This is a genomic window from Priestia sp. J2, assembly GCF_020790095.1.
GTDB classification, from domain to species: Bacteria; Bacillota; Bacilli; order Bacillales; family Bacillaceae_H; genus Priestia; species Priestia zanthoxyli.
Window position 1 is genome coordinate 4,620,130 of record NZ_CP086208.1, and the last position, 13,881, is coordinate 4,634,010.

Sequence of the window (13,881 nt, forward strand, 5' to 3'; positions counted from 1 at the left end):
TGCTGATTTTGCATAGCCTCTTTTTTTAACCTACATGCAGAAAAACAGCTTAAAATGTAGAAGTGGCTGTTTGACTTTCCATTTCCTGAAGCTCGTTTTCGGTAATGAGCACATCTCTCGGCTTGCTTCCTCTTGCTTCTGAAATAATTCCTTGCTGCTCCATCATATCAATTAGGCGCGCTGCGCGATTGTACCCCATTCTGAAGCGTCTTTGCAGACTGGAAGTAGATGCACCGCCTTGGTCTAGCACAAACTCGCATGCTTCATAGAAAAGCTCATCTTCTTCATTTGAAGCAAAGCTTTGCTGCTTTTTCAACAAATCTTCTTGATCAAATAAGTATGTTGGCTTCATTTGCTTTTTGACATGATCTACAACGCGATCAATTTCTTCATCTGAAACAAAGTTCCCTTGAATTCGAACGCTTTTAGAAGATCCGTTTTCAAGAAGCAGCATATCACCTTTACCTAATAGCTTCTCTGCTCCTCCTGTGTCGATAATTGTACGTGAATCAACTTGCGAAGAAACAGAAAATGCGATACGCGTTGGCACATTTGCTTTAATTAAGCCTGTAATAACATCTACGGAAGGACGCTGCGTTGCAAGCAATAAGTGAATGCCACACGCTCTTGCCTTTTGTGCAATACGGCAAATAGCTTCCTCTACTTCCCCTGGAGATACCATCATCAAGTCGGCAAGTTCATCAATAATAATAACTAGATACGGCAGCTCCCCGCTTTTTTCATTATGTTCTTTTACACGTTCGTTGTATTTTGTAATATCACGTACGCCCGCATGTGCAAACAGTTCGTAACGGCGCTCCATTTCCTCTACTGCCCACTTTAAAGCTGTAGTAGCTGCTTTCGCATCCGTGATAACCGGGCTGACTAAATGCGGAATGCCGTTGTAAGGAGCTAGCTCAACCATTTTAGGGTCAATTAACATAAGCTTGACTTCGTGTGGCGCAGCTTTATAAAGCAAGCTGACGATAATGGTATTAATACACACACTTTTACCAGACCCCGTCGCTCCAGCAATTAAACCGTGAGGCATTTTGTTCAAGTCAGTCACAACCGGCGTTCCTGAAATATCTAACCCTAACGCCACCGTTAAAGGAGAGTTATCTTTTCTAAAAGAAGGATGCCTCAAAATTTCGCGAATTAACACCGGCTTACTTTGACGATTTGGCACTTCAATTCCAATCGTATTTTTCCCTGGAATTGGCGCTTCAATTCGAATATCACGCGCGGCTAGGCTCAGTTTAATATCATCTGTTAAATTCGTAATTTTGTTCACTTTCACACCGGGCTCAGGATGTACTTCAAATCTGGTTACGGTAGGACCTTGCGTGACGTTTACGACCTTAGCTCGAACGTTAAAGTTTTTTAATGTCATATCCAAAAGCTCACGCTGCTCATCCGCCCATTGATTATCTTCTTCAATAGCAGCTGGAGGAATGTTAAGCAAGTTCATTCCAGGAAATGCATAAGGAGAAGAAGCTTTTACATTTACAGGTTCTTCAGATTTTAATGAAGCCTGCGGAACCACTTCTTCGGTTTTTTCACCGTGAACTTCTTCTTGCCTACTTACTTCCGTTTTTTTTTGCAGAGCTTCTGCCTCCTGCCTTTGGTATGAACCTTGGGACGACTGACTTTTTTCTCGAGCGCTGTTATCCATCTTCGTGCGGTCTTTTTTCAGCATCATTACGTTAAAAGGCACTAATCGCTTACCGCGAGCTCGTTCAGCATTCCCTGGCTGTTCTGCAGGTACAAGAGGTTCTACAGCTGACTCTTGCTGTACTTGTCCTTGTAACTCTTGACTTTCTTGCATCCTGCTCTCTTCCTCTTTTATCACTGAATTTTCAAGCTCTCGGTGCACAACAGCGGATACCGCTTCTGGTTGCCATTCATCAGCTGCGGGTTGCGATGGATGTAAACTTTCAGAATTCAGCTCATGTTCTGCTTCAACATGAACACTGTTTGTTGGCTCTTCTAGAATGACGTGACTTTCTTTTTCAGCGGCTGGAACTTCTTCTCTCTTTCTAGGCTTTAGTGCTTCTACTTCTTCTGCTTGTAAAAACGCTGGGCTTTCTTCCATCAACGTTTCTGCTCCTGCCTCTTCAGCTTCATTTCCGATCTCTTGTTGGAAAGAAACGGATGATTCAAACGGAGGCGTTTCCTTTGAAATTGGAGCCTCTTCAGCTACTGCTGTTTCTTCCGCCAAATCCCAGTCGGTAGCTTTCTCTTTTGCCACTAACGGTTCGACCGCATGTGATTCTTCAAAAGTTGGAACCTCTTCCTGTTCTTTTACGGCTACTGAAGAACTTGGCTTTTCTTCAGGAAATGATATCTTCTCTTTTTGATTTTCCTCATATTGCTTCCACTGAGCAAAACGCTGAGAAGACAGTTGCATCATTTCTTCCGTTTCTTGAATCTGTGCTTCTTCCGCTATAGGCTTAGAAACTGGTTTTCTTAACGGCTCTACAACAGACGTATTCATCGCTCGTCGGTAAATTTCATCTTCAAACGCTGCTTTTGATAACTGTGTACTCGGAAGCTCATATTCTACTACTTCCTCACTTCCGTTTTGTACAACATTAGAAGGCCGCTTATTAAACCCATAAACAGGTGAAGGGATTTCAGTCGGACGGAACGGACGTTTTCTTACTTGCGGAATCGCTTCTTTCTTTTCAGATACCGCTTTTAACGGCTGAGATACTGACTTAGGCTGCGTTAGCGCCGACTTGCGAACAGGCTCTTGATAAAACGGAGCCGGTGCCTTTTTTGCTACAGGCCTTGGTTCATTTTTAGGAGCTGCTGCCTTTTTTGCTTCTCCGGTATCATCAATTAAAGGGAAACGAAACGTTCCTTTTGGGTATTGATAAGCTACTTTTGTATGAACATCTTGCTGCTCTTCACTGTAATTCCGCTTTTGCGTTCTGGCCGAGTGTGGAACAGAAGGTTTTGGCGCTGCTTTCATCACTGGCTTTTGATGAACTGACTGCATTTGTTTAGGCTTAGTAGCCTTCTTTTTAGGAATTGTTTTTTCTCTATTTAAAGGGTATTCTTCCGTTGTATTTCCATGTTCGTCTACAACGATTTCTTTCACTTCGTATCCTAGTAAATAATCCATTACTTTTCGTACAAAACCCATTTTTATCACTCTTTCTATCAGACTATCTTACTTCGTTTAGCCTCTTATATCGCAGTGCTGCGACATCTACAAAAAGCTATCCATGCATCCTTTATTTACCTTTGGCCTCAAAGTATTCTCTGAGATGGATATATATACTATCTTTTCATTTATCATTCTATCACGTATGCTTGAACTCTTACTATAAAATCTACTATTTTGCTTCCCTTATTTATACAGTAAAATTCCTCTTTGCAAAAATATTTTTTCATGTTTAATTAGCACTCATAATTAAACGCGAAAAAAGCCACTAGTCTAGACTAGTGGCTTTTAATTTTATCAAACCTTTTTAAGAATTGACAATTGCTTTTCAGCAACTGTAACGCTTTGAAATATACGTGTAAAAAAACATCCTGCTTTTGCCCTATAAATTAGTATCACACCCTGCTTTTATGCTTGAAAAGGCTGACCTACTTCATATTTGTCTTCAAGTACTAAAATCCCTTTTTCTTGAGGAGCGTTCGGAAGCGCCAGCTCTTTAGCAGAGCAAATCATGCCTGAAGAAGGTACACCGCGCAGCTCTGCATCTTTAATGATCATACCGCTTGGCATAACCGCTCCTACTTTTGCTACGACGACTTTTTGACCTGCGTCTACATTTGGTGCTCCACATACAATTTGAAGTGTTTCTGTGCCAACATCTACTTTACAGATGTTTAGCTTATCTGCATTTGGATGCTTTTCTTTTTCTTGAACATATCCAACTACAAACTTAGGAGATAAATCCACTTCAAGTTTACCTTCAAAACCGCTTTCGCTAAGTACACGATTTACTTCTTCCACCATTTCTTCTGTTAATTCAAGAGAACCATTTCCCTCTACTTTTAACTTAGAAGAAGCATGAAAGATGTTATAGCCAGCCGTTGTATTTGATTTTTGATCAAAGATACGCACAACGTCGCTTTTTGTTTCAAACGTGCGATTTTCAATTGCAATATCTTCTAGCTTGACGATTAACGTATCGCCGATACCTTCTTTATTATAAAAAAGATTCATAATTAGTCCCGTCCTTTACTGCGATTTTTTCCTAGAATAAAAATAGGTTCTAGCTCACCGTTTTCGTATAAAAATGAAAGAGCTGTGATGGGTACACGTCCACTTGCAAAAAAGCTCATGGTCATTTGCGCAAGAATATCATAACCCGTTTCGTTTTGGATATCAGCTAGAATCAGCACATCTTGATGAGGTACTGCTACAGCCATTGTGCCCGAAACACTAGAAGCAAAATCTTGCAAAAATGCCTCGTTAAGAATTCGGCTTGCATCGTATCCATCGTTCTGATTTACAAAATAAAAGTCATTGCCTGCTACCGTATCTTTTTTATGTGAAATCGGCAAAGAGCGAAGATTAAATTTAGCCATTTCCCGCACTGCGGATAGATCTAAATTTTCCTTACGAATTAGTTTCTCATCTAATAGACGATATGTATTGCCTAAATCAAGCGCATAATAAATGCGTGTTTCAGCTGTATGTTCATCATAAATCAACGGCACGTCTTCATTCGATTTATCCGGAAAAGACGTTGAGCGAATAACTGGATAAATGCGCTTTTCTTTTCCCGTTACCTGCTGTTCATCGTTCATAACACGAAGAGCTTCTTTTATATAATATACCATTTCATCTAGAGCCGCTTCCTTTTTTTCTTCCCATTTTGCAATTAGCCCGGGTAAAGAAATGGTTACACCTTTTTTCGTTTCCTTATGTTCAACGCGAAGCGTATCTTTTTCACGGTCAAATAAAAATGACCAATCCGCACCCGTTAATCGCTCTTCAAGTAGCTTTCTCATCTTTTGACTATTCATTTTCGCCATATTTACGCCTCCTTTTCTCATTTTTATGTATGAAGACTGATAGCAATTTATCGCTATCAGTCTTCACTTGTTTTATGCATTTAAGCCGTTAATGAACTCTTCAATTTCTTCTTTTGTTTTACGGTCTTTGCTGACAAAACGTCCTGTTTCTTCTCCGTTGCTGTAACCAACAAAGCTTGGAATACCAAAGATGCTTAATTCTGCACAAAGATCGATAAAGTCGTCGCGATCCACATAGTGAAATGTATACTCGCTATGATTCGCCTCAATTTCTGGAAGCACAGGCTCGATTACTCGGCAATCTGGGCACCAGTCTGCTGAAAACATCATGATATGCTTTCCCTCTTTAATGACTTCTTTGTATTGTTCAATTGTTTGCATTTTTTCCATTTTTCTTTCCTCCACTTTTTCTTTTACTTTCGTATTTAAACGGCTAAAGCCCCATACATTTTTTAATCCTTCTACATCAAAACATAGTATATGAGTTGTTGCAACTATCATACACTGATGCTTTTCTATTATAAAGGGTTACAAAGGAATTTCCTATTGAACAGCTTGATTTGTCCTAAAATCTAGCTGTCCTTTTAGCATTAAAACAACCTGATAAAACATAGAAGTCCGATCTAAATTCCCATTGGTGAAAATGCCGATTGCTCCTTCTTTTTTTCGAATATTTTTTTGGTTTGTATACATTTCCATAGCTTCGGCTAATTCTTTTTTATCATGACGAAGCATGTCGGCTACCGCTTCAGGAAGCCGAATACGAGCTCCTCCACCTAAAATCGGTTCAAGGTCCTTAGAGGTAACAAGACTTCCCCAATTGCAAAGGAATAAGCCATGAGGTGTTTCCTGCACCCCTCCTTCGAGCCCAATGCCGATATCAGCACCTGTCTCTTTAACAGCAGCACGCGCGCGGTTAATCGCTCCTTGGATGGTTTCTTCATCAGAAAAAGGCTGTGGTGACACCCCGGACTGCACGTCTACCTCTACATATGTAAAAGTATCTCCAAATACTTTTTTTACTGCATTTACTTTTGTTGGGTTCTTCGTTCCGATTGCAATTTTCATTTTTTTCTCCTGTCATGATGAAACAAAGCAACCGCAAAAGCAGCTGCTTTGTTCTTCTTTATCCGTTTTGTTTAATCGTATCAAGCGTTGTTTGGTCTGTAGAGCGTACAAGTTTGACTAATAATTCTTTTGCAGCTGCATAGTCATCCACATGAATCATAGATGCATGGGTATGAATATAACGTGAACATACGCCGATCACTGCAGAAGGAACTCCGTTATTAGAAGTATGAACGCGCCCTGCATCCGTACCTCCTGGAGAAACGAAGTATTGATAAGGGATGCTGTTTGTCTCAGCTGTATCTAAGATAAATTCTCTCATTCCTCTATGTGTGACCATCGTACGGTCAAAGATACGAAGTAATACGCCTTTTCCTAATTGTCCAAATGCATTTTTATCGCCTGACGTATCGTTAGCAGGACTAGCATCTAGTGCATAAAACAAATCCGGTTTAATCATATTCGCAGCTGATTGAGCACCGCGAAGTCCTACTTCTTCTTGAACAGTAGCTCCAGAATATAAGATATTTGGCAATTTTTCATTTTTTACTTCTTTTAATAATTCAATCGCAAGTCCGCACCCATAGCGGTTATCCCATGCTTTTGCCAGTATTTTCTTTTCATTTGCCATTGGCGTAAACGGACAAATCGGTACAATTTGATCGCCAGGACGAATGCCCATTTCTGCTACTTCCTGCTTGCTATCTGCGCCCACATCAATCATCATATTTTTAATGGCCATTGGCTTGTTGCGCTGTGATTCGTCTAATAAATGGGGAGGGATAGAAGCAATTACGCCGGTGATAGGACCTTTTTTTGTCACAACATGGACGCGTTGAGCTAGAAGTACTTGACTCCACCATCCTCCTAGAGTTTGAAAACGAAGCATTCCTTTATCAGTTACAGACGTAACCATAAATCCTACTTCGTCCATATGTCCTGCTACCATTACTTTAGGACCTTTTTCTTCATTATAGCGAACGCCGAATAAACTTCCTAACCCATCTTGAATGACTTCATCTACAAGGGGTTCAATTTGCGAGCGCATAAATGAACGTACTTGATGTTCGTTTCCAGCGGCACCTGGTAACTCCGTTAATGTTTTAAATAGAGATAGCGTTTCATTGTTCATATATACTCTCCTTTATGTATCATTTTCTTTATTGTATCGAAAACCGGAAATAGTTGCTAGTTCCGTCCTTCTCTTCTATGACTCAACTTAACAAAGCATTCGACAATTTGATATAATGATGAAAACATATCCTTAAAAAGCAGGTGAATAACGTGAAATGGACTCAACTAATAGCAGGAGCTGCAGTCGGATTTGCAAGCGCTTATATTATTCAAAAAAGAACGTCGTCAATTTCCTCATCGGAAGCCCTTACGATTGTTAAAAGCGCTTTTAAACAAAATGGGGCAATCGACGGCTCATGGATTGAAACGACGACTAAGGTCATTCAAAAGCATGGTCTCTCTTTTTATGGTTATACAGGTGGAATTATCAGAACACGTGATGCAAAACAGGAACATTACGAGTTTTTCATTGATAAAAAAAGCGGTGCTATTATTGAATTGACGCTGAATACACCCGTTTAATTTCGTCAACTATTTCTCCTTTGTTATCCCATTTTACAGCTCGATAAAAAGCATCATGATAAAAACTTAGCCAAGCTTGATGCTCATAGGCATAAGCTAACCACTGCTGCTTTTGTTCAATCGAAGTCATTGGATAGTCATCATACGCCATTACCCATAAGACATTTTGATGTGCATGTGTTGGCAAAAGATCGCCCATGTGCACTAAGATGTCATTGTTTCCTTTTAATATAACTACAGCATGACCATCGCTGTGACCGCCGGTATGATGAACCGTTACTCCAGGCACAATTTCATCTTTGTCGCTAAATGTTATTACTTGATGCTGAATAAATTCCCAATTTTGTTTCCAATACGTATTTTTAGAACGTATATTAGGATTCCTCATTTCATTCCACTCGATGTCACTAACAAAAATTCTTGCATTTGGAAAAGCAGAGGAAAAGTTTCCGTTGATACATTTTGTTAAGCCTGACACATGATCAAAGTGGAGATGCGTCATAATGATATGAGTAATATCTTCGCACGTGAACCCTAACTTTTGTAAGTCTTCAGCAATAAATGATTCTTCCGTTACGCCAAAATGACGCTTTTTTTTCTCATCCAACATCCCATTTCCTATACCTGCATCAATTAACATGAGGTGTTTTTCAGTTTGAACGAGCAAAGGATCAGTCCTCATGGAAATTCGATTCCCGTCTGAAATGGGATATTTTTTTGTCCAAAGCTCTTTTGGAACAACACCAAACATTGCCCCTCCATCTAAATGATTATTCCCTCCACGAAGCCATGTAACTTTTAATTCGCCTATTGTTAGCGTTTCCATTTTACACCTCCATTATATTCCTTTTTATTTTATCACTATCCCCTTCTCTTTTTGAACAAAAAAAGACTGAGGAACTCAGTCTTTTTCATTCAGGTATTTTACTTCACAGCGGTAAATGCGGCTGCCTTTTTGTGAAAATTTCTCTTCATATTCCGTCATAACATTGCCTTCAAAATCGCTTTTATGCAAATCTAAGCTAATGTACTTGAGAAGAAGTCCATATTCTGAAAAGCTTGTCAATGAATACTCAAATAGCCCTTGATTATCTGTTTTAAAGTGAATTTCTCCACCATCAACCAGCAGATTTTCATACATGCTTAAGAACGTTTTGTATGTTAAGCGGCGCTTGGCATGTCTCTTTTTTGGCCATGGATCAGAGAAATTGAGATAAACGCGACCCACATCATTTTTTGCAAAAAACTCACTAAGATGGTTAGCATCTACATTCAACAACTTTAAATTTGGAAGCTCTTCTTCAATCAATCGTTCTAGAGCACTTAAGATGACACTTTCATACATTTCAATTCCAATATAGTTGATATGCGGATTTTGTTTAGCCATCCCTACTAAAAATTGGCCTTTTCCTGTTCCTACTTCAATATGAAGAGGATTTTCATTTCCAAAAACTTCTTTCCAGTTTCCTTTATACTCCGCTGGATTTGGAACCACGTATTGGGGATTTTCAGCAATTTTATCTTTTGCCCAAGGTTTGTTTCGTAATCTCATGTTGCACCTCTTTAATTTATTTTGACGCATTGAAAATGTCGGTTATTCGAAACAACCGACATTTTCATGCATAATTGTGTTTAGATAGAAAAAAATAAGAGCATCATACGAGAAAGGATGATGCTTAATGCCTTTAAATGCCGAACACCAAATGAATATAGTAAAAGATATTTTATCTAATCATCAAAGTGATTGCTGCGGAACGGTTGCGGAATGTGAACAGGTTGAACGTTTAATTCAATCAATGTTAGCAAAAGGATATGCTAGCACAGACGTACAAGCAACACTACAAAACGTTTATAAATACACGCAAGATGCAAAAAGTGCTGCTCATTTAGACGAACATATTCAAACCAATCAACAAAATTTATCACAATGGGTCCAAGAACTATCTACCTTGTCATAACCTTTGCTACTGTGCTTGAATGTCGTTGACGAGCAACATCCGAAGATATTCAAGCCAGTAATTCATTTCAGAATGTTCATTTTTCGAACGATGCCATTCAATGAATAAAATGGTTTGACTTATCACATACCACTTCATTCTCGTTTTCAAGTTCTCAGTTAGTTCAACCCCATAATGCTCAAGCCATTCTTCCCACTGAGATGGATTGATGTACCAATAAAGCAATAAACCTAAATCAATAGCAGGATCTGCAATCATCGCTCCGTCCCAATCGATTAAATATAGCTGCGTATTCTCTCCAAGCATCCAGTTATTGTGGTTCACATCACAGTGACATACCACATATTTATCTGTCTGAATGGACGGAAGCTCTGCTTGTAAATAGCTGATTCCCTGCTCTACAATACTCTCTTTTTGAAGTCGCTCGTCCACGTTCTCTAGAATATCGGCTAGCACGTCTCGGGGAAGAAGCGGTGTTTTCCCTAACCTTTTCAACATATCTAATAACTCGTTTGAATGATGAATTTTACTAAGCAATTCTGTCACTCGACTCGAATTCATATCTTTTGGTTTTAATTCTCGACCATCTAGCCAGTGCTGAGCTGTGATCACATCTCCATTTTCCATTCGTCTTGTCCACACGAGCTTCGGTACAATTCCTTCAGCTGACAATACTGCTAAAAAAGGTGATGAATTACGCTTTAAAAAAAGCTTTCGGTCTTGAAATTTTGCAAAATAAGCTTCTCCTGTCGCTCCGCCAGCAGGAGTAATTTCCCATTCGCTTCCTAATATATCTTCCAACCAATTCACCTTCAATTTCAACACACACATTTCGTTTAAAAATTTCACTCAATAAAGCAATCTATTAAGACATCATGACGTTATTTTCTTAGTAAATAAAAAAGACGGCTATTGAGGATATGTATCAATAGCCATCCTTTATAAATATTATCTCCATCACACTTTTTTCGTCAAGTGGTTGAAGACAATAATTACGTTTGAAATAAAATAAGAACGCTAAGCTTTGGAACATTTATAGCATTATCCTCTATAGTAGGATACCCATTTTTATATACTTTACAATGATCAAGTGCTATTTTCCATGGTCCTTCTGGCAAAACTACTTTTTCTTCCATTAGGCCTTGATTAAAAAACACAATAATATTCTTCCACGGATCGTAAGCCAATACGTTTGATAAGCAATAGCCAATAACGGATTTCGGCGTGTTTAGAAAAGAGACATGCTGCCTAATCGCTGAAGCATCCCCCAAGCGAAATGCATCGTGCTGTTTGCGAATACGAATCAGCTCTTGAACCCAATTCACATCAGAAGAAAATTCCCTTCTTCGATTCCAATCGAGTGCATTAATATCATCGGGTGAATTATAGCTGTTCTCTACGCCTTTTTTAGTGCGGTAAAACTCTTGACCACTATGAAGAAACGGTATGCCTTGTGAAAGAAGCACAATAGCAGTAGCAAGGCGATGACGACTTCTACGAGTGTCTTCGTCTTCTTCTCCGTTTGAATTCGTTAACTTATCCCACAGCGTATGATTATCATGTGATTCAACATAATTAATTGACTGTGCTGGATTTATAAATAAAGCGGGACTGTCTTCTTTATCCAGAATGCTACCCGCTATCACAGATTGCACTGCTTCTTTTTGATGAATATTCCCGCTGATAAAACCTTTTTCATACACATCGAACGTGCTTCCTTTTACAGAATCTCGAAAGCGGTCATTAAAATAGCCGATTTGAGGTGTTTGGCGGGCATTCGCCATCATTGCTTTTTGAGTGTGGGGAAGAGGCGTATTTAAATCCCAGCCTTCGCCAAACACCAAAATAGTAGAATCAATTTCATTTATTTTTTCCCGAATGATTTTCATCGTTTCTATATCTAAAATCCCCATGAGGTCAAAACGAAAACCATCAACATCGTACTCTTTTATCCAAAATAATACTGAATCGATAATAAACTTTTGCGCCATTTTCCGTTCAGAAGCAAAATCATTTCCTACTCCCGTCCCGTTCGAAGGCATCCCAAACTCATCATGTCGAAAATAATAGCCCGGAACAATTTTTTCAAAAGGTGATTCTTCTCGTACAAATACGTGATTATAAACTACATCTATAATAACACGGAATCCCTGTTGATGAAGCGTTGATATTAATTGCTTCACTTCAACAATACGAGTGGTGGGATTTGAAGGGTCAGCAGAGTAGCTTCCTTCCGGCACATTAAACAACAATGGATTATACCCCCAATTATAAGAAGCATGAGGATTTAATTCATCTACTCCGCCAAAGTCGTTAATAGGAAGAAATTCAAGATGGGTCACTCCTAGCTCTTTTAAATAATGGAGGCCTGTTGGTTTGCCTGGCTGACCGCTTGATTCAGTAACAGCTAGGTACGTACCTTTTTTTTCTATCCCGCTTGAAGGATGAATAGAAAAGTCTCGAACATGCATTTCGTAAATAACGGCATCCGTTGGCTGAAGGAAAGGCGGCTTTTCATGGGGATGAACATAGGCTGTATGAAGATTTATCAGAACTCCGTATTCACTATTTGCTGTAGCTGCAACGGCATAAGGGTCCACCGCTTCATTTGTCCGACCGTTTACATCTATTAAAAATCGATAATAATACCCTTCTTTATCTAAGGGAAGTTCCTTTTCCCATACGCCTTTTCTTTGACGAGTCATAACGTACAGTTCTTCTTCTCCGCTATTTGCATGTATTAATTTTAAAACCACTGCTGATGCAGTCGGGGCCCAGACTTTTATCATAATATGATCTGAATAAAAGGCTGCACCCAAATCATTTTGATTATAATAAAATCTTTCATCAAACTCTTTTGTTCGTATAACAGCCCCTACCTGCAACGGAACTTTCTGCCCGTGATTATCACAGATAACGTACGAATGTCCAATTTCTATGCTCTCTTCAACCTTACCTTCATATTTGATAAAACCTTCTAATTCATGTACGTTTTCAATAGAGATGGTCTCATGCATTTGTGCACCTTTAATCACAAAAAAATCAATTTGACCTTCATGATAAGAAGTTGGAACTAAAACAGTAATACGATCTATTTGATCTAAATAAGCCTGAAACTTATTATCACCAGTCATCCTTTTCTCCTCCTTATGCCAATTACCTCTTTAGTAGCATTATATGTAGCAAACGCAAAAACGAAAGCACTTTCATAGCATGAATGTTCGGATTATTCACCTGCTTCGAATTCCCGGTCAAAATAAATACTCTGGCTGTGTTCGAGCAGTACCTGAGCTGCTTTCATCTGTTTAAACTTTAAAGGCGCTTTAGATTTCCTAAGTTCATAAAACCATTCTTCATACTTTCTAGCATCTACAAATTCAACCTGATAAGGCTCCGCAGCGTAGTCAATGTATCCATTTCTGCTTAGTAATATTTTCTTTACGCTATGTTCAATATCGTGAGTACGATAGATACTTCGGACAATTTGCTCCATTCGATTTAACCCAATTAACGGATTTAATATCTTTTTTTGATCTCTTCCTCTTAACTCTGTCCAAAAATTTTCTTTTGAATACTGAAAAACAGCACTTTTATATGTTTCTATTAAACAAATACAGAGGGTTTCCGTTGGAGTAACAATAATGATATCCCCTTCTACCGGAGCTTTATTAATCAGGAAAACAGGCTTGTACATCACGAGATACGTATCAGGAAAGCGCTGAATAAAATAACGGAGAGCTTCATCATGGTAATATTTACGATCTGCTTGCGAGAACTCAAATAAAGTGGATGTAGCCCATTTCATTTGAAGATCAAATACATTTTCTAAAAACAATATTTTCAAATCTTCCGCTGTTTGTGGAAGAGTTGTAAACCTCAATAGCTCTTGATTTTCCACGCTATCGCTAGAGAACGCTTCTTCCACTTCAAGCGTTTCTTTTTTCCTTGTAAACCGCTCTTTTGCTTTTTGCAAAAATGAACGTTGAGCTTTTGTTTCTTCTTTTACAGGAGGGCCATGTAATAGCCCTTGTTCAAACAATTGCTTTGCTTTCTTCCAATTATGTTTTTTTAAATGATTAAACTGAGACGTGTAGTGATAAACGTCTTTTTCATAACGGGAAATATAATCTTGCACCTTAAGTAGCTGCGCCACGTTTACATCAATCCCCTAATTAAAATTCCTCTAACACTTGGTTCACCGATTGTTTCTCTATTATCATCGGCGTTTTCTTTCCTTTAATAAGAGTGATCTTTAAAT

The 13,881-nt window shown here is 38.8% G+C and carries 13 protein-coding genes; 2 read left to right on the forward strand and 11 right to left on the reverse strand.

Annotated features, from left to right (window positions below):
• Window positions 1–49: 49 nt before the first annotated feature.
• From LJY09_RS23890 to LJY09_RS23915, 6 genes are all read right to left on the reverse strand, one after another.
• Window positions 50–3,151: a DNA translocase FtsK gene (locus LJY09_RS23890; protein WP_028411820.1), complete on the reverse strand. Its 3,102-nt coding sequence runs from the start codon at window positions 3,149–3,151 to the stop codon at window positions 50–52.
• A 429-nt stretch (window positions 3,152–3,580) separates the two neighbouring features.
• Window positions 3,581–4,186 (reverse strand): YtpR family tRNA-binding protein, encoded by a 606-nt coding sequence (gene ytpR, locus LJY09_RS23895; protein WP_028411821.1) that lies wholly within the window; start codon window positions 4,184–4,186, stop codon window positions 3,581–3,583.
• A 2-nt stretch (window positions 4,187–4,188) separates the two neighbouring features.
• Window positions 4,189–5,001 carry a DUF1444 domain-containing protein gene (locus tag LJY09_RS23900; protein ID WP_080754456.1) on the reverse strand — a complete coding sequence of 271 codons (813 nt, stop codon included), beginning with the start codon at window positions 4,999–5,001 and terminating at the stop codon, window positions 4,189–4,191.
• A gap of 72 nt (window positions 5,002–5,073) precedes the next feature.
• Window positions 5,074–5,391 carry a thioredoxin family protein gene (locus LJY09_RS23905; RefSeq protein ID WP_028411823.1) on the reverse strand — a complete coding sequence of 106 codons (318 nt, stop codon included), beginning with the start codon at window positions 5,389–5,391 and terminating at the stop codon, window positions 5,074–5,076.
• Between the two features lie 153 nt (window positions 5,392–5,544).
• Complete coding sequence (locus LJY09_RS23910; RefSeq protein WP_028411824.1) at window positions 5,545–6,069, reverse strand: DUF84 family protein; 525 nt, start codon at window positions 6,067–6,069, stop codon at window positions 5,545–5,547.
• A 58-nt stretch (window positions 6,070–6,127) separates the two neighbouring features.
• Window positions 6,128–7,201, reverse strand: a complete 1,074-nt coding sequence (locus tag LJY09_RS23915; RefSeq protein WP_013059506.1) for a M42 family metallopeptidase — start codon at window positions 7,199–7,201, stop codon at window positions 6,128–6,130.
• A 152-nt stretch (window positions 7,202–7,353) separates the two neighbouring features.
• Between LJY09_RS23915 and LJY09_RS23920 the strand changes: the two genes are divergently transcribed.
• Complete coding sequence (locus LJY09_RS23920; RefSeq protein WP_028411825.1) at window positions 7,354–7,665, forward strand: PepSY domain-containing protein; 312 nt, start codon at window positions 7,354–7,356, stop codon at window positions 7,663–7,665.
• On the opposite strand, the gene LJY09_RS23925 is transcribed toward LJY09_RS23920, so the two are convergent.
• Both LJY09_RS23925 and trmB read right to left on the reverse strand, forming a co-directional pair.
• Entirely contained in the window at window positions 7,634–8,491 is an 858-nt protein-coding gene (locus LJY09_RS23925) for a YtnP family quorum-quenching lactonase (RefSeq protein ID WP_155010575.1), read from the reverse strand. The genes LJY09_RS23920 and LJY09_RS23925 overlap by 32 nt on opposite strands.
• Window positions 8,492–8,566: 75 nt before the next feature.
• The gene (gene trmB / locus LJY09_RS23930; RefSeq protein ID WP_028411827.1) at window positions 8,567–9,217 is read right to left on the reverse strand and encodes a tRNA (guanosine(46)-N7)-methyltransferase TrmB; all 651 of its coding nucleotides are present in this window, start codon (window positions 9,215–9,217) and stop codon (window positions 8,567–8,569) included.
• Between the two features lie 127 nt (window positions 9,218–9,344).
• Here trmB and LJY09_RS23935 point away from each other — a divergent pair, with 127 nt between their 5' ends.
• Entirely contained in the window at window positions 9,345–9,623 is a 279-nt protein-coding gene (locus tag LJY09_RS23935; RefSeq protein WP_028411828.1) for a YtzH-like family protein, read from the forward strand.
• Between the two features lie 6 nt (window positions 9,624–9,629).
• On the opposite strand, the gene LJY09_RS23940 is transcribed toward LJY09_RS23935, so the two are convergent.
• From LJY09_RS23940 to LJY09_RS23950, 3 genes are all read right to left on the reverse strand, one after another.
• Entirely contained in the window at window positions 9,630–10,454 is an 825-nt protein-coding gene (locus tag LJY09_RS23940) for a phosphotransferase family protein (RefSeq protein ID WP_186819758.1), read from the reverse strand.
• Between the two features lie 161 nt (window positions 10,455–10,615).
• Window positions 10,616–12,757, reverse strand: a complete 2,142-nt coding sequence (gene pulA, locus LJY09_RS23945) for a type I pullulanase (protein ID WP_098999245.1) — start codon at window positions 12,755–12,757, stop codon at window positions 10,616–10,618.
• A gap of 92 nt (window positions 12,758–12,849) precedes the next feature.
• Window positions 12,850–13,776, reverse strand: coding sequence for a hypothetical protein (locus tag LJY09_RS23950; RefSeq protein WP_028411831.1), 927 nt, complete (start codon window positions 13,774–13,776; stop codon window positions 12,850–12,852).
• Window positions 13,777–13,881 lie beyond the last annotated feature (105 nt).